Annotated in this window: 20 protein-coding genes; 5 read left to right on the top strand and 15 right to left on the bottom strand. The window is 66.0% G+C overall.

Annotation, left to right across the window (positions count from 1 at the left end):
• The first annotated feature begins 112 nt into the window (after positions 1–112).
• Complete coding sequence (locus C449_RS17680) at positions 113–391, top strand: hypothetical protein (protein WP_152415633.1); 279 nt, start codon at positions 113–115, stop codon at positions 389–391.
• 171 nt (positions 392–562) lie between these two features.
• Positions 563–1,168, top strand: coding sequence for an acyltransferase (locus C449_RS02545; protein WP_006076340.1), 606 nt, complete (start codon positions 563–565; stop codon positions 1,166–1,168).
• A gap of 364 nt (positions 1,169–1,532) precedes the next feature.
• Here the strand turns inward: C449_RS02545 and C449_RS02540 are convergent, their stop codons facing one another.
• From C449_RS02540 to C449_RS02515, 6 genes are all read right to left on the bottom strand, one after another.
• Positions 1,533–2,192 (bottom strand): helix-turn-helix domain-containing protein, encoded by a 660-nt coding sequence (locus C449_RS02540; RefSeq protein WP_006076339.1) that lies wholly within the window; start codon positions 2,190–2,192, stop codon positions 1,533–1,535.
• Positions 2,193–2,266: 74 nt separating this feature from the next.
• Entirely contained in the window at positions 2,267–3,358 is a 1,092-nt protein-coding gene (locus C449_RS02535) for a LeuA family protein (RefSeq protein WP_006076338.1), read from the bottom strand.
• On the bottom strand, positions 3,359–4,576 hold the full coding sequence (locus C449_RS02530) for a CaiB/BaiF CoA transferase family protein (RefSeq protein WP_006076336.1): 1,218 nt from the start codon (positions 4,574–4,576) through the stop codon (positions 3,359–3,361).
• Complete coding sequence (locus tag C449_RS02525; protein WP_006076333.1) at positions 4,573–5,229, bottom strand: isochorismatase family protein; 657 nt, start codon at positions 5,227–5,229, stop codon at positions 4,573–4,575. Before C449_RS02525 ends, C449_RS02530 begins: the two co-directional genes overlap by 4 nt.
• Before the next feature lie 29 nt (positions 5,230–5,258).
• A complete protein-coding gene (locus C449_RS02520; RefSeq protein WP_006076332.1) occupies positions 5,259–7,115 on the bottom strand; it encodes a hydantoinase B/oxoprolinase family protein in 1,857 nt (618 codons plus the stop codon).
• A complete protein-coding gene (locus tag C449_RS02515) occupies positions 7,112–9,175 on the bottom strand; it encodes a hydantoinase/oxoprolinase family protein (RefSeq protein WP_006076330.1) in 2,064 nt (687 codons plus the stop codon). Before C449_RS02515 ends, C449_RS02520 begins: the two co-directional genes overlap by 4 nt.
• A 174-nt stretch (positions 9,176–9,349) precedes the next feature.
• On the opposite strand from C449_RS02515, the gene C449_RS02510 reads away from it, so the two are divergent.
• Both C449_RS02510 and C449_RS02505 read left to right on the top strand, forming a co-directional pair.
• Positions 9,350–10,315, top strand: coding sequence for a DUF3179 domain-containing protein (locus C449_RS02510; RefSeq protein WP_006076329.1), 966 nt, complete (start codon positions 9,350–9,352; stop codon positions 10,313–10,315).
• A 245-nt stretch (positions 10,316–10,560) separates the two neighbouring features.
• Positions 10,561–11,046, top strand: coding sequence for a peroxiredoxin family protein (locus C449_RS02505; protein ID WP_193790572.1), 486 nt, complete (start codon positions 10,561–10,563; stop codon positions 11,044–11,046).
• A gap of 153 nt (positions 11,047–11,199) precedes the next feature.
• Here C449_RS02505 and C449_RS02500 read toward each other — a convergent pair whose 3' ends face one another.
• The 3 genes from C449_RS02500 to hflX form a co-directional block, all read right to left on the bottom strand.
• Positions 11,200–13,689 carry an amino acid permease gene (locus C449_RS02500; RefSeq protein WP_006076326.1) on the bottom strand — a complete coding sequence of 830 codons (2,490 nt, stop codon included), beginning with the start codon at positions 13,687–13,689 and terminating at the stop codon, positions 11,200–11,202.
• Between the two features lie 138 nt (positions 13,690–13,827).
• Entirely contained in the window at positions 13,828–13,998 is a 171-nt protein-coding gene (locus C449_RS17670; protein ID WP_161606430.1) for a hypothetical protein, read from the bottom strand.
• A gap of 126 nt (positions 13,999–14,124) precedes the next feature.
• Positions 14,125–15,414: a GTPase HflX gene (gene hflX, locus C449_RS02495; protein ID WP_049913836.1), complete on the bottom strand. Its 1,290-nt coding sequence runs from the start codon at positions 15,412–15,414 to the stop codon at positions 14,125–14,127.
• A gap of 172 nt (positions 15,415–15,586) precedes the next feature.
• Here hflX and C449_RS17340 point away from each other — a divergent pair, with 172 nt between their 5' ends.
• The gene (locus C449_RS17340; protein WP_080504880.1) at positions 15,587–16,027 is read left to right on the top strand and encodes a DUF5518 domain-containing protein; all 441 of its coding nucleotides are present in this window, start codon (positions 15,587–15,589) and stop codon (positions 16,025–16,027) included.
• A 108-nt stretch (positions 16,028–16,135) separates the two neighbouring features.
• Here the strand turns inward: C449_RS17340 and C449_RS02490 are convergent, their stop codons facing one another.
• The 6 genes from C449_RS02490 to C449_RS02465 all read right to left on the bottom strand — a co-directional run.
• Positions 16,136–16,861 (bottom strand): ribosome assembly factor SBDS, encoded by a 726-nt coding sequence (locus tag C449_RS02490; protein ID WP_006076322.1) that lies wholly within the window; start codon positions 16,859–16,861, stop codon positions 16,136–16,138.
• Between the two features lie 55 nt (positions 16,862–16,916).
• Positions 16,917–18,611 carry an acyl-CoA synthetase gene (locus C449_RS02485; protein ID WP_006076320.1) on the bottom strand — a complete coding sequence of 565 codons (1,695 nt, stop codon included), beginning with the start codon at positions 18,609–18,611 and terminating at the stop codon, positions 16,917–16,919.
• An 83-nt stretch (positions 18,612–18,694) separates the two neighbouring features.
• A complete protein-coding gene (gene tpiA, locus C449_RS02480) occupies positions 18,695–19,342 on the bottom strand; it encodes a triose-phosphate isomerase (protein ID WP_006076319.1) in 648 nt (215 codons plus the stop codon).
• 53 nt (positions 19,343–19,395) lie between these two features.
• Positions 19,396–19,953 carry a hypothetical protein gene (locus C449_RS02475; RefSeq protein WP_049913841.1) on the bottom strand — a complete coding sequence of 186 codons (558 nt, stop codon included), beginning with the start codon at positions 19,951–19,953 and terminating at the stop codon, positions 19,396–19,398.
• A gap of 60 nt (positions 19,954–20,013) precedes the next feature.
• Entirely contained in the window at positions 20,014–20,790 is a 777-nt protein-coding gene (locus tag C449_RS02470; RefSeq protein WP_006076316.1) for a CDP-alcohol phosphatidyltransferase family protein, read from the bottom strand.
• Positions 20,787–21,460: aldo/keto reductase family protein (locus C449_RS02465; protein ID WP_006076315.1), on the bottom strand; the 674-nt coding region annotated here is incomplete at its 5' end. The genes C449_RS02465 and C449_RS02470, both read right to left, overlap by 4 nt.

Here is a 21,460-nt window from a genome sequence, read left to right as displayed (position 1 = left end):
CGTGTCATAAAATCCGAAAGAGACCAGCAGAAAATATCTTGACACTTCTGCCCGACCATATTTGCGCGGTGCGTTCAATCCGTCCCTCGCTCGCGTTATCGAGGAAGACCCGATGACAATCGGCGATCGCATCTCGGTCCCGGTCGAAGACGAGTCGGGAAGTATTGAGATCACGGGTACACCAACGCATGCTGGTATCGAGTGCAATACCGCCGTCTGGCGACGCAACGACAACGCTCGTCTGCGAAACTACCTTGCCCCGAAACGGGGACTCGTTTTCTATGCTGCTGCCTATCCTCCAGAGAAGATGGATCCCGGTTTCAAGGTCGAATTGGACAGTCACTCTGCAGTCAGTAGCAAATCGAAAAAGCACTCCCGCATGACTTATTGAGTCTCACGGAGAGACTCGCTTATGAATCTCGGTGCGCTGGCGAGAACATCCAGCGCACTGGCCGAGGACAGTATATCCTCGAAGTGCCGCGTGGGTGGATGGCCAGTCACGGAATCCACGTAGGNTAAGCGGCTGCGTCGCTCTATTCGAGAGATCGGGGTCCGTGGCGGTGTGAGAAGCGTCTACTATTCGCTTCGGCATACAGGCCGGCCGATCGCGTTCGTCTTCGACAAACGGACGAGCGTCTCGATCGCTCGCGATGCGACGATCGACATCCCGGCGTTGTTCCTGCTCGGACCGTCGGCGCCTCACGTGGTCCATCGGACGCTTGGTGGTTCCCGACTATTCGTCACTGCCGAGGGCACGGTTCGGACGACGACCGAGAGCGCCGCGCGCATCGGTCCCGGGTCCTTATTGAATATCCAAGGAGAGTTCTCGATCGGCCAGTCTCACCTGAGCGGCCAAGCACGACTCTACTGCCGGGACGCGATCACGATCGGCGACGGCTGTGGTATCGGCTGGGCAGTCGAGATCCTCGACAACAACGGCATGCAAGACGTCTGGATCGACGGCGAGAAGCGACCGAAGACCGGTCCGGTCGAGATCGGCGACGACGTGTGGATCGGCCACCATACGACGGTCTCACGGGGCGTGACTATCGGCGACGGCGCGGTGGTCGCAAGCAATAGTGCGGTACTCGACGACGTGCCACCGAAAACGCTCGTCGCCGGCAACCCTGCGGAAGTCGTCCGAGAAGACGTCCACTGGGAGCGTTGAGACGTCGTCGATCCTGGATCTGAAACCTCGTTGGTTGGTACTACCCACCGTTCGTGTCGCTCGACGGGGCCAGCCTCACGAGTTCGCGGCGTGCTTTCACCACAGTACTCTGGGCGTGGCGGGTCTGCGTCAAGAGGACGGTGTTCGCCACATTATCGGCCCGCGCGGGCGTAGGTTAGCGACCACCGACCGCTATCTGCGCCATCCCCTCTCGACCGCTCCGATCGGGGGCAAGATCGTACATCTTTCCTCCATTTCTCATCCCTGGCCTGGCACCTGAGATTCGGAGTTTTGATGATTCACCCCGTGCGAATGTGCGTGGAAACAGCGCGAGCCACGCGGAAGCCGAAATGTTGAACGACAGTTATTTTGGTGGCAGTTCGGGCTCCGAGCGGGTCGACTGCTCCGGTTCGTTCGGCATCGAATCGAGGGCGTCGGTGAGGAGTTTCGACTCGGCCTTGCGGAGGTGTTCGAGGAGCGTGGCGCGACTGATATCGAGTTCGGCGGCGAGTTCGTCGCTCGTGACGTCGCGTGGCCACTCGAAGTAGCCCGCGGCGAGCGCGTGCTCGATGACCTCGTGCTGTCGAGCGGTGAGCTGGACGCCGCCGTCCTCGAACGGCGCGACCTTCCCGAGGGTCACGGTACCGATCTCTCGAAACGCCTCGATCATGGCGCGTAGATCCTCGCGGCGGAAGAAGAGGACGGTGTACACTCGGGAGTTGGCGTCGACGACGTTGGGTCGGCGGAGGATGCCGTGGTTCCGCTCGATGGCCGAGTACGCGCCACAGGAGGTCTTGGTGACGAGGAAGTTGCCGTCGCCGAGCCCCTCGACGTGGTGCACCTGAGCGGAGTCGGTCAGCCGATCCAGCACGCCCGTCAGCCGCTCGTCGAGTTCGATGACGAACGTCACCAACTCGTCGTGGAGTTCCTCGATCGCGATCTCGATCGCCGTGTCGAACTCCCTCGCGAGCTGGGAGACGACGCACGGTTTGTGTTGTTGGAGATGGAGTTCTGCCTCGAACATACTTCCCCTGATCCGTGGTCCCGTATTACAGGAACGACGGATAAGGTTTCGTGCGAAATGGGATTCCGGCCACGCTACGAACCGAACTCCTCTTTGGCGAGTGCGAGCGCCGCGTCGAGATCGAGCGGGCCCGCCGCAGCCAGGGCGTCGAGGTAGGCAGCGACGGTCTTGCTGTCGGGGTCGATACCCGCTCGTTCGAGGAGCCGGCGTGCGCCACCCTCGCCGGTCGGCTTCCCGAACACGAGGCGTCGCTCCCCACCGAAGCGCCCGGGGTCGAACGGTTCGAGCGTCGCGGGGTTCGAGAGCATCGCCGCGGTGTGGATACCCGACTCGTGTTCGGCGATCGCCGTGCCGAGGACCGCCTTGCGATCGCCGTAGGGCTCCCCGAGCGTGTCGAGGACGCTGCGACAGGTCGGGACGAGCGCGTCGGCCGCGAGGCCGAGGTCGTCGTCGTGGTCGACGGCACAGGCGACCGCGAGCTCTTCGAGCGCGGTGTTGCCCGCGCGCTCGCCGAGCCCCCCGACGCTGACGTCCGCCTTCCCGACGCCCGCGCGGTAGGCCGCGAGCGCGTTGGCCGTTGCACACCCCATGTCGTCGTGGAAGTGGACGCCAAGCCGATCGACCGCGACGTGGCTGGCGAGCCCGTCGAGACACTCCTCGACGGTTTCGGGGGTGCGCGCGCCAACGGTGTCGGCCAGTGAGACGAACGCCACGTCCGGCACCGTCTCGACGATCTCGACGAGGTGGTCGCGGTCGGTCCGGAACGCGTCGGCGAGCGTGACGTGGGCGGTGACGCCGTGATCGTGGACGTAGTCGACGGCCTCGCCGAGCATCGACAGCATCTCCCCCCTCGATACCCCGAGCAGGTGTTCGAGGTGGCGATCGGAAGCCGAGACAAACGTCTCGATCACGTCGGCGTCGCTCTCTAGGGCGGCGTCGATGTCGCCTTCGAGGGCGCGCGCGAGTGCGACGACATCGGCGTCGGTCGTCCCCGCGAGTTCGCCGATGACTTCTCGATCCTTCTCGCCGGTCGCGGGGAAGCCGGGCTGGACGAACGGCACCCCGAGATCGTCGAGCGCTCGGGCACACTCGATCTTTGCTTCGGCGGTGAACTCCCGCCCGGGTATCTGGTCGCCCTCGCGGAGCGTGACGTCGGTCAGGTGCATTCAGATGATTCCCTCGTCCTGGAGTTCGGCCAGCTCCGCCTCCGAGAGTCCGAGCTCACCGTAGTAGACCTCGCGGTTGTGCTCGCCGTGGCGCGGGCCGAGGAACTCGACCTCGCCGGGCGTGCGCGAGAACTTCGGGACGAGGCCGAACGTCTTGATCGCGCCGACGTCGGGATCGTCGACCTCGATGATGTCGTCGCGTGCGTCGAACTGCTCGTCTTCGAAGATATCGTGCATATCGTAGACCGGCCCGACGATGGCGTCGTTGGCTTCGAGGGTTTCGATGGCCTCGTCGGTGGTTCGCTCTCTCGTCCACTCCTCGATTTCGGCGTTGAGCGGTTCGCTGTTCGCGACGCGGGTGGCGTTGTCCGCGAAGCGCTCGTCGTCGATCAGCCACTCCTTGTCGATCGTCTCGGCGACCCGCTCGAAGATCTTCTGGTTCGAGGCCGACATCGTCAGGTAGCCGTCTGCTGTCTCGTAGATGTTCCGTGGGGCGGTGTTGGGGTGCTGGTTCCCGGTGCGTTCGCGGACGTGGCCCATCCGATCGTAGGCCTCGACCTCCCCGAAGAAGATCCGCCACAGCGGCTCGGTCAGCGAGACGTCGATGACCTGGCCCTCACCGCTGCCGCCGCGCCCGAGGTCGCGCTCGAAGATCGCCATCAGCGTCGCCTGGAGCGCGAACTGGGCGGCCTGGATGTCCGCGAGGCTGACCGGCGGGAGCAGCGGCTCGCGGTCGGGGAACCCGTTGGCGTGCGCCCAGCCCGAGACCCCCTCGGCGATGGTGCCGAAGCCCGGCTTCTGGGATTTCGGGCCGGTCTGACCGTAGCCCGAGAGCCGGACCATGATCGCTTCCTCGTTGACCTCGTGGACGTCGTCGGGGCCGAGCCCCCACCGCTCCATCGTCCCGGGACGGAAGTTCTCGTAGACGGCGTCGGCGTCCGCGATGAGGGCGAGGGCGATGTCGCGGCCGCGCTCGGAGCCGAGATCGAGCGTGACACACCGCTTGTTCCGGCCGAGGGACTTCCAGGACAGCGAAACCCCGTCCTCGGTCTTCTGTGGCCACTCGCGGATCGGATCGCCGGTCTCGGGATGCTCGATCATCACCACGTCGGCACCGAAATCCCCCAGCATCGTCGTCGCGAAGGCACCGCTGATCATCCCCGACATGTCGATGACCCGCAGCCCGTCGAGCGGTCCCTGGCGTTCGCGTGCGGTCATGGTGTGCTCCTCTGGTTTTCCTCGATCGACTCCAGAACCCTCTCGGTCGTGACGACATCCCCGTACTTCGCGTCGATGTCGAAGAGGTTGGCTTCGTGCGGGCCCTCGGCGCGGTCCCCGACGGCGTCGGCGGGGACGATGGTGCGGTAGCCGTGCTGGAGGCTGTCGACGGCGGTCGCGCGAACACACCCACTGGTCGTCACGCCCGCGAGCACCAGCGTGTCGACGCGGTGGGTGGTGAGTTCGGTTTCGAGATCGGTCCCGAAGAACGCGCTCGCGTACTTCTTGAGGATCACCCGTTCGTCGCCGACCGGGGCGATCCGGTCGTCGACCGCGACCGCGTCGGTCCCGCGTTCGAGCTCGCGGAGCGCGGGCACTTTCTCGATGAACTGCCCGGCGTCGCCGTACGACTCCTCGTAGGCGACGGTGGTGAAGTACCGGGGCAGGTCGTGCTCGCGGAACGCGTCCAGCAACCCTTCGGTCCGGGCGAGCACCGACTCGACGTCCGATCCGAGGTCGGTGTCGGGATCGGTGAAGGCGTTGATGAGGTCGATGACGAGCAGCGCGGGTCGCTCGCCGATGCCGACCGTGCCGCCGAAATCGCGGTCTGCGTACAACTGTTCGGTATCTTCGATCCAGTCTGTATCTGTCATATTTGGTGTATCAGGGCGACTGCGCCGACTCAGCCGTCGCGCTGGTCGAACTCTCGGCGTTCCTCGGCGATCCGTGCTTCGAGCTCGTCGTCGTCCGGCAGCGGCCCGTAGTCGAACGCTGCGAGCTCGTCGCGGTTCTCGCGGATGTTCTCGCGCCGGCCTTCGGTGGCCGTCGGATCGACGCTGCCGTCCTCGTCGAGAACCACGCCGTACTCCTCGCGGGCAGCCTCCTCGGTGACGAGGCCGCGTCGAACCTCCTGTGCGACGAGCTCGGGGTCGCGTTCTAACGGATCGCCGAGGCCGCCACCGCCGGCGGTGCTGAAGACGAGCTTGTCGCCAGGCTCGACGGGCACGTTCTCGGCCTTCGAGGGGAGCTCCAGCTCGGTGCCGTCGGTGCGGACGAGCCTCTTCTCGCTCGTCCCGCCGTAGGTCCCGCCGTCGACGCCCCACGGGTAGGTGTGGGCGCGGTCGTCCTGGAACGTGATCGCGCCGTCCTCCTCGAAGGTGTAGACCTTCGAGATGCCGTGACCGCCGCGGTGGCGACCCGCCCCGCCGGTGTCCGCGCGGGTGCTGTACTCGTCGACGGTCAGCGGGTAGTACGCCTCCTGGTACTCGGCGGGCACCGTTCGGAACAGCGGCCACCACGAGTGGCCGTCGAGCCCGTCGCCGCCCGGTCTCGCGGGAATCCCGCCGTAGAGAATTTCGAGCATCTGGAACTGGTTGCCCTCGGCGTCGACGCCGGCGTAGACGAAGTTGGGAGAGGTGCCGTAGCTGCCGGCGACCGAGAAGCCGTCGATGAGCTTCGAGAAGGTGGCCTGGAGCACGTCGAACTGCCGCGCCATCAGCGGCAGCCGGTTGCCGAGCGCCGCCGGGAACTCCGGCTGGACGACCGTTCCTTCGGGAAGGGTGACCTCGAAGAGGTCGTAGTACCCGTCGTTGAACGTCAGGAGCGGGTCAAACGCCATGATGAGGAACACTCCGGTGAACATCTTGAACATCTTCTCGTTCAGGAGGAAGTTCACTGTCCCCGGAACCTGGTCGTCGGTGCCCTCCCAGTCGAGGTACACGGTATCGCCCTCGCGGTAGATTTCGAGGTGGAGCTTGATCGGGCCGTTGCCCATCCCGTCGTCGTCGACGCGGTCCTCGAAGGTGTAGCGCTCGCCCTCGGGCACGAACTCCCGGATGAGATCGATCATCCCGTCACGGGTTCGATCGAGCACCGCGTCACAGCCCTCCAGATAGGTCTCGGGTCCGAAGCGCTCGCAGAGCTCCTGGACGCGCTCCTCCGCGGCCGCGGTCCCCGCCGCGAGCGCCTTGATGTCGGCCTCGGCGTGATCCGGGAGACGGGTGTTGTGGGCGAAGGTTTCGAGGAGGTCCTCGTCGAGTTCGCCCCCCTTGTAGAGTTTGACCGGCGGGAGGCGCATTCCCTCCTCGAAGATGGTGGTCGCCTCGACGGGCATGCTGCCGGGGGTCTTGCCGCCGACGTCCATCAGATTGCCCCACTGACTGGCGAAGCCGACGCGCTCGCCCTCGTAGAAGATGGGGCGCAGGAGGAGCATGTCGGGGGTGTGTGACATCGCGCCGGCGCACATGTAGGGGTCGTTGGTGGCGACGACGTCGCCGTCCTCTAGGTCCTCCCAGCCGAAGCTGGCGTTGTCGATGATGGTCTCGATGGCGGAGCCGAACTGGCCCATCACCATCCGGCCCTCCGGGTCGGCGATGAGCGGGAACTGGTCGGACTGCTCGCGGATGACCGGGCTGATCGCCGTCGTCTCCAGCACGCGGTCCATCTCGTGGCGCGTGTTTTCGAGGGTGCTCTCGACGATGTCGAGCGTCGTCGCGTCGATGTCGTGCTCGCCGACGAAGTCGGGCGTTTGGGTGCTCATGCGCCGTCACCCCGGTTGATCTCGACGTTGGCGTAGCGGTCGACGGTTGCGACGTGATCGGGCTGCACCACGATGGTCGCGTCGTCCGCGACCACGATCGCCGGGCCGTCGAGCTCGTTACCCGGCAACAGCTCCGCCCGGTCGTAGATCCCGGTCTCGTGGTGCTCGCCGTCGAAGTAGACCTCGTCGGTGTCGATCTTTGCCGCGCTCGGGACCTCCTCGGTCAGATCGTGTTCCTCGATGGTGACGCCCTCGACGGTGCCCTTTCCGATGACGCGGAGGTTGGCGATTTCGAGCGGTGCGTCGAGCGAGAAGCCGAACCGTCTGTCGTGGCGTGCCTCGAAATCGGCCTTGATCTCGGCGAGGCCCGTCTCGCTCCGGAGGTTGTCGAGATCGATGGGGCTCGACATCTGGATGTCCTGGCGGAAGTACCGGCAGTCGGCGTAGTACTCGAAGGCGTGGTCGGCCTGGTCGACGCCCTCCGAGTCGAGCCAGTCGGTCGCCTCCTCGCGCAGCGCCAGCAGTTCGGCGTGGACGTCGTCGCCGTCGACGTCGCGGTCGGTTTCGAGGTAGGTCTCGGAGAACTCGTTCTGGACGTCGCTCGTGAGGAAGCCGAAGGCGCTCATCACGCCCGGTCCCGGCGGGACGATCAGTGGATAGGCACCCATCACGTCGGCGAGCGCGTTGGCGTGCATCGGGCCGGCACCGCCGAAGGCGACGAGACCGAACTCGCGGGGGTCGTAGCCGCGCTCGACCGAGACGACCCGGAGCGCGCTGTGCATGTTCTCGTTCACGATGTCGAGGATGGCCTGTGCGGCCTCCTCGACCGAACTCCCGCGTTCGTCCGCGATCTCCTCGATGACCTCGTGGGCGGCCTCGCGGTCGAGGTCCATCGTCCCGCCGAGCTGCACCATCGGCGGGATGCGCCCGAGGACGACGTTGGCGTCGGTCACCGTCGGCTCCGCGCCGCCCTGGCCGTAGCAGGCCGGGCCGGGGTCCGCACCGGAGCTCTCCGGGCCGACCTGGAGCGAGCCGCTGAGCTGGATGCGGGCGATCGACCCGCCGCCGGCTCCGACGGTGTTCACGTCGACGGCCCGGGACTTGAACTCGCGGTAGCCGACCTTCGTCTGACGGGTCGTCTCGGCCGTGTAGTCCTCGACGAGTGAGACGTCCGTCGAGGTGCCGCCCATGTCGAGCGTCAGCACGTCGGGAACCCCCTTCTTCTCCGCGATGGTCGCCGCACCGACCACGCCGCCGCTCGGGCCCGAGAGCGCGAGCTCGACGGGATGGTTCTTCGCCGCCGCGGAGCTCATCAGTCCACCGTCCGAGCGGACGACGTTCATCGTCGCCGTCGAGCCAGCACTTTCGAGCGAGGCGTCGAGTTCGTCGAGGTAGTCGATGACGTGCGGGCGGGCGTAGTCGTTGATGACCGTCGTCAGCGTCCGCTCGTACTCGCCGTACTCGGGAACGATCTCCGCCGAGATCGATACCGGCAGCCCCGGGGCTTCCTCCGCCACGATCTCCCGAACGCGTTCCTCGTGTGCCGGGTTGAGATACGAGTTGAGCAGCGCGACGGTCAGCGATTCGATTCCCGAGTCGGCGAGGTCGCGCACCGTCTCGCGGACGGCGGCCTCGTCGAGCGGCTCGGTCACCTCCCCCTCGGGCGAGCTGATCGTCCCCGCGATACCGCGCGTGTCCACGAGGTCGGCGAGCGGATCGGGTTTCTCCATGTCCATCCAGCCGTACAGCGGACCAGGCGTCCACGCTCGTGCGAGATGGAGTATGTCCTCGTGGCCTGCCGAGGTGATGAGGCCGACGCGCGAGCCGGTCTCTTCGAGCAGCATGTTCGTTACGACCGTCGTTCCGTGAAAGAGCAGCTCCAGATCGGCCACCGACGCGCCGGCCTTCCCGGTCGCCTCCTCCACGCCGGCGAGCACGCCCTCCGAGGGATTCGCCGGCGTCGACAGCACCTTGTCGATCGTGAGCTCGTGGGTGTCTTCGTCGAACACGATGACGTCGGTGAAGGTGCCACCGACGTCGACGCCGAGGTTGGATGCCATGTGAAATCGTATCACAGACAGTCGTCGTCGCTGCCTAAGCGTTCTCCCAACTCGTGTTGGGAGTATTTACGTCGACGCTGCCGTCCGTTCGGTGACGGGCGACACGAACGACTGTCCGTCACCACCCACGTCCGCAGCCGTCAGTACAAGGCCGTCCGCCACGACGATCCGTCCATGAACGTCCGTCAGGTCGTCCCGAAGGACGCGATCCCCAGCATCGACGATCCAGCGTTCGGTGCCGACTACTTCGGCGACCCCGACGATCTGGTGATCGTAGTCGAACCCGACGCCGCATCCGTCCGGCCGCGGGCGTACCCGATCCGGGTGTTGCACTACCACGAGATCGTGAACGACGCGACCGGCGATCGGCCGATCGCGGTCACGTGGTGTCCGCTCTGTGCCAGCGCGATCGTCTACGATGCCGTCGTCGACGGGCGAGCGCTGACGTTCGGCGTCTCGGGCAAGCTCGCCGACGACGACCTCGTGATGTACGACCGCGAGACCGACGCCGAGTGGAAGCAGTCGACCGGCGAGTGTCTCGCGGGTGCGTTCGAGGGCCGATCGCTCGCGGTGCTCCTGGCCGGAACCCACTCCTACGAACGGTTCGCCGCCGAGTATCCCGACGGCGTGGTGCTCCAGCCGCCCGGTGGGGAGAGTGAGACAGCGAGCGCCGACGACACGCCGGCCACGATCCGGTACGACGTCGAGCCGTACGACGCGTACTTCGCGGGCGAGGGGTTCGGTCTCGACGCCCACCGCGACGACGGAGCGGCGACGCGGACGTGGGATCGCACGGATCTCGCGCCGAAAGCGGTGGTGCTGGGCGTCGAGCGCGATGGCGAGGTGCTCGGGTTCCCGCTGGAGCGCGTCCGCGAGGCGGACGGCGTGGTCGAGACGACAGTCGGCGAGACCGACGTCGTAGTGTTCGCAACCCCCGACAGCATCCACGCCTTCGAACATCCGGGCTACGCGTTCGAACCAACTGACGACCCCCATACTGTTCGGGCCGACAGCACCGAATGGGACGTGGAAACGGGTCGTGGGGCCGACGGCGGACGGCTCGAACGCCTGCCGACCCGCCGCCTGTTCGCGTTCGCCTGGCAGGACGACCACGGCCCCGAGACCTTCTTCGACGGCTGATCTCGTGTGGTCGTCCTGGTCCAAACAGGACACTCAGCGTTGTGTCGAGTGTCTCGACGTCCACGACAGCGAGATGTTACCTACGGGGTGATTGGACGCTCTGCTGGCTCGCTCGCCGCGAACGGTGTCAGTGCCGTTGAGCACCCCACGTGGGATCGAACCATGGCCAATGGTGACGACCCGGATATGCTCTCCGGAAACACAGCCGCGACAGGATGACCCGTCGGCGGATCGTTGGTAGCATCGTGAGCCTCGACGGATCACAAGCGTCCGATTTCACGCTCGATAGCACCGCCGGTGAGGAAGTCACCCTCTCCGAAACGCTCGACGACGGACCGACGGTCGTGCTCGTCAACCGCGGCCACTGGTGTAGCTTCTGTGCCGAACAGCTCCAGACGTTCAGCGAGGTCGCCTACGACCTCTGGTTCCACGACAACGTCGATATCCTGCCGGTCGTCACCGATCCGGTCGGCAAACTGACCGAGATGCGCGATCGGTACGACCTCGACATCCAGCTGCTCGCCGATCCCGACGGGTCGGTCGCGGACCAGTACAGCGGCACCGAGCAGACCAGTCACGGTCTCACGGGCATCGCCGCGACGTACGTGATCGACACCGATGGCACCGTGCGCTACGAACAGGTCGCCGACCATCCCGCGGACCGGACGCAGGGGAACTTCGTACGCTACTTCATCCGCAACGACTTCGCAAACCCGTTCGGCGATGGGTAATCGCCCGGCTGCGTAGCGACCAGACTGCGGAGGCGGCCGGGACGGCGATGGATCACCTAAAACACAGCGTGGATGCCCCTTCCTCAACGAGTGAGGTCAGTTATGACCGAGCGAAGTAGGGAGGGGTCATTTACCGCAGCGGTCTCGGTGCGCTTACGGCAGCCATCGCCGGATCGAGCGGAGTAGCTGTGAGGGCAGGTCGACGTTTCGTTTCGCCACGAGCACCGTGTCCTCGGCCTTGCGCGCGACTTCCTCGGGGATCGCCCCGAACACGAACTCCTGGAGCGCACCCTGGCGGGTCGAACCGACCAGAGTCAAGTCGTGTTCGCTCGACCGCTCGACGATCCGCTCGATGACGTCGCCGTCGACGACCGTGGTTTCGACGTCGACACCGGCCTCGCGGAGGCGATCCGCGGTCGCCGTGACCCGCTCCTCTGCCTCGGATTCGTCCACGCCGCTCCCCTCCGTGACGCTCAGCACTTCGGCTCGCGCACCCGTCGCCCGGCAGACCGCACGACCGATCTCCGCGGCGAGTTCGGTGTGCGGGCCGCCGGCCGTCGGCAGCAACACCGAGTCGACGGTGCCGGTCGCGTCGGGACCGAGCCGTTCGACCAGCACGTCACAGTCGGCCTCGGTCGCGATCGTGTCGACGACGCTGCCGAAGACGATCTCGCGGCGGCGCGATCCTCGCGCTCCCCACCCCATGAGCACGGCGTCCGCGTCGTACTGCTCGACCGTGTTGAGGATGGCCGTGTCGACGCGGTGGCTGATGCGGATCGTCGCGCTGATCGGCACCTCGGTGTCGTGAACGTCGAGCGTATCGTGAACGTTCTGGGTGTCGGGCCCCACGTTGTCCTCGGTGTCGACTGCCACCTCCGGATCGTTCGACGTGCCGCCGTCGGCTCTGGCCGAGACGACGCGGCGGAGGATCTCGCGCTCGTCGTCGATGTACTCCTCGCCGCGCGAGAGCGGTGTCTGGCTCGGGACCGTGACCACGCTCATCGCCAGCACCTCCGCGCCCCGATCGGCGGCGATGTCGGCGGCCGTCCGGAGGAGCTGGTCGACGTTTTCGGGGTTCGCGATCGGTACGACGATCCGCTTGTCGTGATCGGTCGGGGTCTGCTGGGAGATCACCGTCGGGGTCTCGCGTTCGATTGCCTCGGTCGAGGGAGCACGGCCCTTCCACGCAAACCAGAAGGCGATCCCGATCGCCTCCGCGATGAGTCCGAGGACGATGGTCTGGGGACCCAAGCTCAGGATGAGCAGGACGTTCAAGATCGCCGCGAGCGCCGGAATGTAGGGCACGAAAGGAACTTGGAATCCTCGATCGAGGTCGGGAGATTTCCGGCGCGACGCGATGAGGGCGACGTTGACGACAGCGAACCCACCCAACAGCAGCACGTTGGCGACACCGGTGACGCTCTCCAGCCCGAGGTGGACACCGAAGAGTGGCAGCCCGAGCAGGCTGTGGACGAAACTCTCTCCCGCGCCGCCGGGAATCTCGCCGAACAGCACGGTGAAGATCACGATGAACGTGAGGATGAACCCGCCGGTGAGCAGGACGGAGTTGTACGGCGTCCCGTGTTCGGGGTGGAGCTCTTCGAACTGTTCCGGGAGGTGGTTACGACGTGCCAGCGCGAGCTTGACTCGCGACCCCGCAAGCACTGTCGCGTTCGCTGCGCTGAGCATCGAGAACAGCGCGCCGACGATGATGACGTAGAACCCGATGTTCCCGAGGTAGTACTGGGCGGCGTACGCCATCGAGACCTCACCGTTTGCGGCGACGTACTGCGTCGGGGAGAGATCACCGAGGTTCACGTTCCCCGTGAGGAAGGTGAGGAACTGCTGGTCGTTGACCCCGATCACGATCACCAACACCACGAGCGCGTAGAGGAACGTCACGAACCCCATCGAGATGTAGATGGCCTTGGGGATCGTGTTGCCGGGGTCTTTGATCTCGTCGGCGTTCGTGGCGATCGCCGAGAACCCGATGAAGGTGATGAACACCAACGCACCCGTCGAGGCGATCTCGACGAAGCTCCCGATGTTCTCGTAGAAGGAGTTCACCACCACGTCCGCGCTGAACGCCTGCAACCCGCCGTAGAGAAACAGGATCAGGAGCGCGATCTTCGCCGCGGTGACGGCGATCTGGAACTGGCTCGACTCCTCGCTGCCCTGGCTGTTGATGTAGACCAGCAGGCCGAGCACTGCGATCCCCGGTATCCAGAAGGGCACCGACTGTGGGATCCCCATCAGCGGGTAGATGAACCGGTAGAACCAATCGGAGAAGCTCGCGAGATAGAAGGCTGCACTCGCGGGATAGCCCACGATCATCGTCCAGCCCATGATGTACGTCCAGTCGGCGTCGAACGTCTCACTGACGTACATGTATCCGCCGCCGCTCTCGAAGTAGACCGAGGAGAACTCGGCGTACGCTGCCGCGGTGAGCGCGGCGATCAGCGCCGCGATGACGAACGAGACGATCGCTACCGTACCGACGTTCGAGACCGCGAGCCCCGAGAGCACGAAGATACCGGCGGCGATCATCGTCCCGATCCCGATCGCGAGCGCGCCGAGGAGACCGATGTCGCGATCGAGTTCGGTCGAGACGTCACTGGAATCGTCGGCAGCCGCGTCGGTCATTGTGAGTACCGACGTATCGCTGCCCTGTTCAGCGACTGCCCTGCAAAAGCAAGTCGTCGTTCTCGGCCGTCCCCTGAGACGACGGTCGAAGAGTAGTCGTAGCCGTCGGCCACTCCCGCCGATCCGCGTCGGTCGCCGCTATCCGGACCTGTATCCGTTGTGACGCGACTTCGCGACTCGGTCCGTGCGCTCGTACTCACACAGCGGGCACGTGTCGGTGATCGACTGATCGAACAACAATCCATGCACCCGACACCGCTGAATCTCGTCCGGATCGATCCCCGCCACGGAACGGCCGTCCTCGCTCATGTCACGCACTCTCATATCATTCGTGGCAAAACAGCATAAACGTTTTGTACAAATATTTCGGTGCCAGATGGACGATCGCCTGTGGTCGTCGTCCGTCGGGGCGCTCCGCCCCACGTCCACAGCGGGTCAGGCCGACTCCGGGAGCGGGAGATCGCTCGCCTTGTCGCGAGCGCGCTCGATCACGGCGGGGCGGGCCTCGAACGCGACAGTAGCCTGATCGCCGTAGGAGACGTCCTCGACCCGGGCGTGGTCGTGAATCCACGAGACGAGGCTCATCGTCTCGTCGGTCATCGGGAGCACGAGACGCTCGCGCTCGTAATCCGGGAGATCGCGCTCGATCCGTTCGAGGAGGTCGTCGATCCCGTCGGCCTCGGCGGCGCTCACAGTGATGGGGTTCGGCGCGAGCGACGACAGCGCCTCGCGCTTTTCGGCGAGTTCTTCGGGGCTCACGAGATCCGTCTTGTTCAACACCGTGACGATCGGGGCTTCGTTGCGCTCGTAGAGCGTGTCGTGGGCGGTGACGAGCTTTTCGCGCATCGACTCGACCGACTCGCTTGCGTCCACCACGAGGAGCACGAGATCCGCACGATACACCGAATCCAGCGTGGACTTGAACGACTCGACCAGCCAGTGGGGCAGGTCCGCGATGAACCCCACCGTGTCGGTCACCAGAACGGGTCTGTCCATTGCCGCCCGGCGTGTCGTGGTTCCGAGCGTCGTGAACAGGCGGTCCTCCGATTCGGCGGTGGGTTCGAGATCCGGATGGAGGTCCTCGTTCTCGTCGACTTCGACGTCGGCGGCGACCTGTCGGAGTAGCGTCGACTTTCCGGCGTTGGTGTAGCCCGCGAGCGCCACGAGATCGAACCCCGACTCCCGACGCTGCTCTCGCCGGTGCTGTTCGGTCTCCTCGATCCCGTCGAGCTCCTCGCGGATCGCGCTGATCTGGGCCTTGATGTCTTGTTCGCGCGACTCGTCGTATTCGCCGAGCCCCATGAACCCCGGGCGCTCGTCGCGTTTGGCGAGACTGGTCTTCGCCTCTGCGCGCGGAAGTTCGTATCGAAGCTCCGCGAGCTCGACCTGGAGCTGGGCCTTTCGGGTGCGCGCCCGCTGGCCGAAGATCTCGAGGATGAGTCGGAATCGATCGATCACCGTGGTGTCGTCGGGGAGTCGCCCACCCAGATTGTAGGTTTGGTACGGCCCGAGCCGGTTGTCGAAGATCACGGTCTCCGCGCCGGTCTCGGCGACGAGCGCCGCGAGCTCGTCGACTTTCCCTTCGCCGAAGTGGAGCCCGGCGTCCTCGGTCCTCGTCTGGGTGATCGTCCCGACGACCTCGTAGTCGGCCGCTCGCGCGAGGTCGGTGATCTCCCCCGTATCAGCGGTGCCCGCATCGACCCGTTTTGCGATGATGGCCTTCATGTGGTGGCTCGACGCGCTATCGCGTCGATCGGCCACTACTACGCGGTCGATCGTCTTCAATCCCGGCCTCCGTTTCGAGGCGCTCTGTTCCGCGTTCAGCAAGCGGCGGATCCGCTTCTACGGACGGCCGTCGACAGTTATATGTCGGATCTCGATCAACTACGGAACACGAATGTCACCGTCATCTGTCCACACCCGCACGATCCCACCGGCATGGCGGTTCGCGCTGATCGGCGCACTCGCTTCGCTGCCCCTCGCTGTCGTCGTGAACTGGCTTCCGAACTCCGAGACGGATTTCGCGGGCGGTATCATGATCTTCGGTGCGTTCATCGCGGGGCTCATTGCCGCAACACGATCGGCAGAGCCGGATGCCGCCGGACTCCGTGCCGGTCTTCTCGCTGGAGTCGTCGGAATATTCACGCCGGTAGCAGCTGCTGGTACCGCCATTGGGACTGGTGTCGTGGCATGGCCAACACCGTCAGAACTGGTGTTTTTCGTCGGGGCTAGTGCTGTAGTACTGTGTCTTGCCCCCGTTTTCGGATCGCTGTGTGGTCGAGTCGGTGGCTGGGCGGCGAACAGGGTTGCCACGCGATGGACAGCAGACGCGTCGTAGCAACGTTACGGCGGACTGTCCAACACACGCTCTGTACCTGCACATCGACACTTCGAAAACCGCGAGCTGATATCGACGACACGCTCGCAACGAAAGCAGTTCGTCGGGTTATCGCGTCCGGATGTCCTCTTCGTCTCTGACTTTCTTCGTCTCGCCCTCGCCGCCGGATTGTTCGCTGACGAGTTCGTAGAAGTCGTTCTGGAGGCCCGCCGGGAACTCTACGACACCGATCCACGAGCCATCGTTCTGCCACTCCTCGCGAACGAGATCACCGAACTGTCGGATTTGGGCCTGGGCGCTACCGGCGTGTTCGGCGGGGATCTGGGCGGCCATCGTGACCTCCTCGAACCGGATCGGGATCACCGGCCGAAGCGCATCGAGTGCCTCGTCGATCTGACTTTCGACGGGTTCCATCGGATCGATCCGGAAGTCGGTCTCCTCCAGTGCGGACTCGATCCGATCCGGCGGATGAGGTGCGCCGTCCATCTGGGGGTTGATGGCGTTGCGCGCGATGGTGTTGATGAGCTGTCTGCGCTTCTGTTCTTGCATCTCGCGGCGCTGTTCGGCGGTGATCTGGATCTCGCCTTCCTGGATCACCTCGGGAATGATCTCCAGGGGTTCGGTCGTCCCGAACACCTCCTCGACGTCGGATTCAGCGGGTCGATCCCCGCGCGAGGCGTTCTCGAAGACGTCTTCGGCGGCGATCACGTCCTCCAGATCGCCCTCGAACTCGCCGCGTTTGATCGTGAGCGCGGCGTCGGGATCGACCAGGACTTCGAAGCGCGCACCATGGGACTCGAGGCGCGCCGTCACCGCCTCGTCAAGCGATATCATGCCCGCCCGTGGGAGCCGAAGCTACAAGTCGTTTCTCCCCGACGGTGAGCGTCGGTCAGTCACCCGCCGTCGGGTCGGCGGTTCGGTCGCGGAGCTCGGTCCGGCGGATCTTTCCGGTAACGGTCTTCGGGAGATCGTCGACAAACTCCACTTCCCGCGGGTATTCGTGAGCCGAAAGTTCCTCGCGGACGTGGGTCTTGATCTCCTCAGCGAGTTCGTCGCTGGCGTCGTGGCCGTCGGTAAGTACGACGTACGCCTTGACGATGTTGCCACGCTCCTGATGTGGTTTCGGGACGACCGCAGCCTCCGCCACGGCGGGATGTTCGCCGAGCGAGGATTCGACCTCGAAGGGACCGATCCGATAGCCGGAGGAGAGAATCACGTCGTCGGCCCGTCCCTCGAACCAGAAGTAGCCGTCCTCGTCCATGTGCGCGAGGTCGCCCGAGAGATACCACTCGCCGTCCGACCCGTTGACGAAACACGCGTCGGTCTTTTCGGGGTTCTCCCAGTAGCCCGCGAAGAAGCACGGAAATTCGCCGCGGTGGGCGATCTCGCCGGTTTCACCAGGTGAAAGCACCTCGCCGGTCTCGGGATCGACGATGGCCGACTCGACGCCCGGCAGGGGTTTGCCCATGCTTCCCGGCCGGAGCTCCATCGTCGGGTAGTTGTTGATGACCATGTTGCCGGTCTCGGTCTGGCCGTAGGTGTCGAGGATCGTGACGTCGAGGGCGTCCTCGGCCCACTCGACCACGCCAGCCGAGAGGGGTTCGCCGATCGAGAGCGCGTGGCGCAGGTCGAGATCCACGCCGTCGAGCACGGTCTCGTTCGTCCGGAGCATCCGGTAGGCCGTCGGAACCGAGAAGAGAACGGAGATCGGGAACTCGTCGAGGAGAGTGGCCCACGCCTCGGGGTCGAACTCACCCTCGTAGGTGAACTGACTCGTCCCCCAGAACCACGCCCCGAGGACGTTGATCGGTCCGGTCAGCCAGCCGAGATCGGCGGTCGACCAGTACAGGTCGTCCTCAGTGAGATCGACCGCGAATCGCTGGGTGGCCGCGACCCCTGCGACCCACCGGTGTTTGTGGCGGACGCCCTTCGCGGGACCCGTTGTGCCGCTGGTGTAGTAGAGCAGCGCGTCGTCCTCGCCGTTCGTCCGGGCGGCCTCGTACTCGGCGCTCGCGTCGGCCATTGCGTCGGCGTACCGCACGTCGCCGTCCGCGAGCGCCTCGGTCCCGCCAGCACCGCCGTCCCGCTCGACCGTGATGACCGTCGCCACGGATGGCGCGTCCTCCAGCGCGCGTTCGACGGTTTCGCGGTTGGCCGCGGTCGTCAACACGGCGGTCGCGTCGCAGTCGTCGAGTCGGTATGCGATGCCATCGGGACCGAAGCGCTCGTTGACGCCGCCGAACACCGCCCCGTGTTTCAGGGTGCCGATCAGCGCGACGTAGTGAGCGGGGATTCGGGGCATGTAGGTAAACACCCGATCGCCCCGCTCGATCCCGTGCTCTTCGAGCATGTTCGCGAACCGATTCGAGCGCTCCGTGAGTTCGTCGAACGTCACTGTCTCACGCTCGCCGTCGGTACCGGCGTACTGGAGTGCAGTTCGACCAGTATCGTCGGCGTGTCGATCACAGACTTCGTGGCCGACGTTCAGCTCGTCGGGCGCGTCCCAGTCGGCCTCGGCGTAGATGTCGTCCCACGAGAAGCCCTCACGCGTGGTTCCGTAATCGGACAGGTTGTGTGCTGCCATGTCGCAACCACTGTCCACGTCCCTAATCAATCATGGTGCTGGTTTCGTACCACGGTTCGCGTTCCCGCTTCGACCATCCGACCCTACGCGAGCGGTTCGACGAGGTCCGCGAGCGCCGCTCGTGGGTCGTCGGCTTTCGCCACGCCGCTCGCGAGCAAGACCCCGGACGCGCCGAGATCGCCAGCAGCCGCGAGGTCCTCGCCCGAGGAGATGCCTGCGCCACAGAGCACGTCCACGGAATCGTCGACTGCCGTTGCGGCCTCGACCGCTCCCTCCACGATTTCGGGATCGGCTTGGCTCACCGAGACGTCGCCGCCGATGAGTGCGGGTGGTTCGACTGCGACCCCATCCGGACCGAGCGCCGCCGCCGCGCCGATCTGGTCGGGGTTGTTCGCGCAGACGATGGTTTCGAGCCCGGCGCGATCGGCCGCATCGAGCGCGCCATCGATATCGGCGAGGCGCAGTCGGCGCTCGGAGTGGTTCACGAGCGTGCCGACTGCGCCCGCGTCCGCGACCGCCTCGGCGAGCGTGCTCCCGGTGTGACTGCCGTGTTCCACCGAGGAGATGTGCTGGGCCCACGTCTCGACGCCCGTCTCGGCCACCCGTTCGAGGTGGGCGGCCTGGGGTGCGACCGCGATTCGAACGCCCGACTCGTCGGCGATCTCGTGTGCCGCGGTGGCGATGGCGACCGGATCGGACGGGTAGGCCTTCAGGTTGACGAGAACGAACATACCCGGTCGGCGCTCGCCGCGGACAAATAGGTTGCGAGACTACCGGGACGCCACTACCCGACGAGGCGAGCGACGTACGGCGGCAGCCATTTTCTGACCAGCGCGTACGCCGCGCCGATGCCGACGACGAGAAGACCGAACCACCGGACCGGACCGTCGAGGAGGACGACAGTCGGTGCGGCGAGAACGACGGTGAGCAAGAGGTCTTCGGGTGCGCCGTCGTAGCGGACGCGGTAGCGCGCCCGGAGCCACCGCTGACGGAGGTGACAGTAGACGGCGTTCGGGTTCGTCCGCTCCCACGGACGGACCTCCTCGCCGGCACCGAGCACGTCCGCCGCAGAGTGAACCGCAAACGAGAGCGCACAGAGCGCGACGCCGACGGTGACGGCTGAGGGTGTGACGACTGCGGCCAGCGCTACCGGGACGGCTACCACCCATCCGAGTGTGGGGAAGTGAAGCGTCCGGCGGTGCTCGCCGACGAGGAGGTCGAGGTCAGGGACGAGACTTCCCACGGTGCTGCCGGCGACGGCGGCTGCGGCGTACTCGGGGGCGACCGTCGCCACCGGAACGGCTATCGCCAACCCCGTCGCGACGTGGGTCGGTGCCATCATCGTTCGGGAGAGTTTCCGGAGATCCGGATATTCACACGCCACGTTGTCGTGCGGCCCCCTTCAGGGTTCGTCCGCCCGAAGCCGGCCGGAGACGACGAGGTAGTCCCGGACGAACACCGCGAGCGATGGGGCGAGGGCGAGCGTGGCCGCGGCGTGGACCATCGATGCGGGGAGTACGGGGAGTAGCGCCAGCGTGATGAACGCCATCTGGCCCGCCGCGAGCGGGCGGCGAACCCGACTCTCGGGGAGGTCGTACACCGGTCGTCCCCGGTATCGCCGCCCGGCCCGTGCCGCCTTGAACGCGTACCGAGCGAACGAGAGCGCGAGATACCACACCGGCAGCCGTCCCCAGACGACGCCCACGAGCGGGGCGACGAGGAACCCGAGCGTGTCGAACGCCAGATCGAGCGTCGCCCCGAGCCGCGTCTCCCGTCCGATCGTCGTGGCGATTCGGCCGTCGATCCAATCGAGCGCCGCGCCCGCGCCGTAACAGACGCCGGGCAGCCACGCGACCGCCGGCGTCGGCGGGACGAGCACGAACCCCGCGACTGCTGCGTACAGCCCGCCCCGCACGAGCGTCACGGCGTTCGCAGGACCGAGCGTCTCGCAAAGCCGTCCCTCTGCGGTGCGGTTGCGGTCGAGGTGACGCGTCAGAAACCACAGTTCGAACCCGAGCACCGCCGTCGTCGGCAGCACCCACCGACGGGCGATCGCCATGTCGAGCTCACGGAGCGCGTCCCAGCCGAGCGCGACCCCGACCGCTGCACACGCTGCGACGAGAAGCCACTGCCGCCGGAGTCGAACGGTTGGTGCGAGCGTGCCACCGCCTTCGCTCACCGTTCGTCCCCGTCCCGCTCGTCCCCGCTTCCGTCTCCGGCCAGCGCGTCGAGACGGTCGTACTCCGCTGGCGAGAGCCGGACGGCGGCGGCCGCGGCGTTCTCCACGATGTGAGCCGGTTCCGTGCTGGACGGGATGGGAACGACGCCGTTCCCGACGTTCCACGCGAGCACGACCTGGGCCGGCGACAGCCCGCGCTCGTCAGCGATCTCCTCGACGACCGGCTCGGCGAGTACCGACGCCGGAAGCGGGGAGTGGGCGACGACCCTGATGCCGCGGCGGTGGCAGAACGCCACGAGGTCCTCGCGTGGCGTGTGTGGATGGCGTTCGATCTGGACGATCGCGGGTGGAACACGGGCGAACGAACATACTGATTCGAGCTGTTCCAGCGAGACGTTACAGATCCCGATCGTCCGCGTGAGACCGCGATCCACGAGGCGTTCGAGACTCCGCCACGTCTCTTCGAGCGTGACAGCCGCGGTCTCGATCTCGCCGTCGGTGTCGCGGGGGAACGTCGCTTCCTCTTGGGCCTCGACCGGACGATCGGCGAGGTTCCGGAGGGGCCCCTGGTACGCCCACGCCTCGGGCCAGTGGAGCAGGTACGAATCGAGCGCGTCGAGGCCGAGCGCGTCGAGCGTCGTTTCGCAGGCCTCCGCGACGTGGCCGTGAT

Origin of the sequence: Halococcus saccharolyticus DSM 5350 (assembly GCF_000336915.1) — an archaeon.
In the GTDB taxonomy this organism is placed as follows: domain Archaea; phylum Halobacteriota; class Halobacteria; order Halobacteriales; family Halococcaceae; genus Halococcus; species Halococcus saccharolyticus.
Note: the sequence above shows the minus strand (reverse complement) of the source record. Positions and strands in the feature narration are given on the sequence as shown.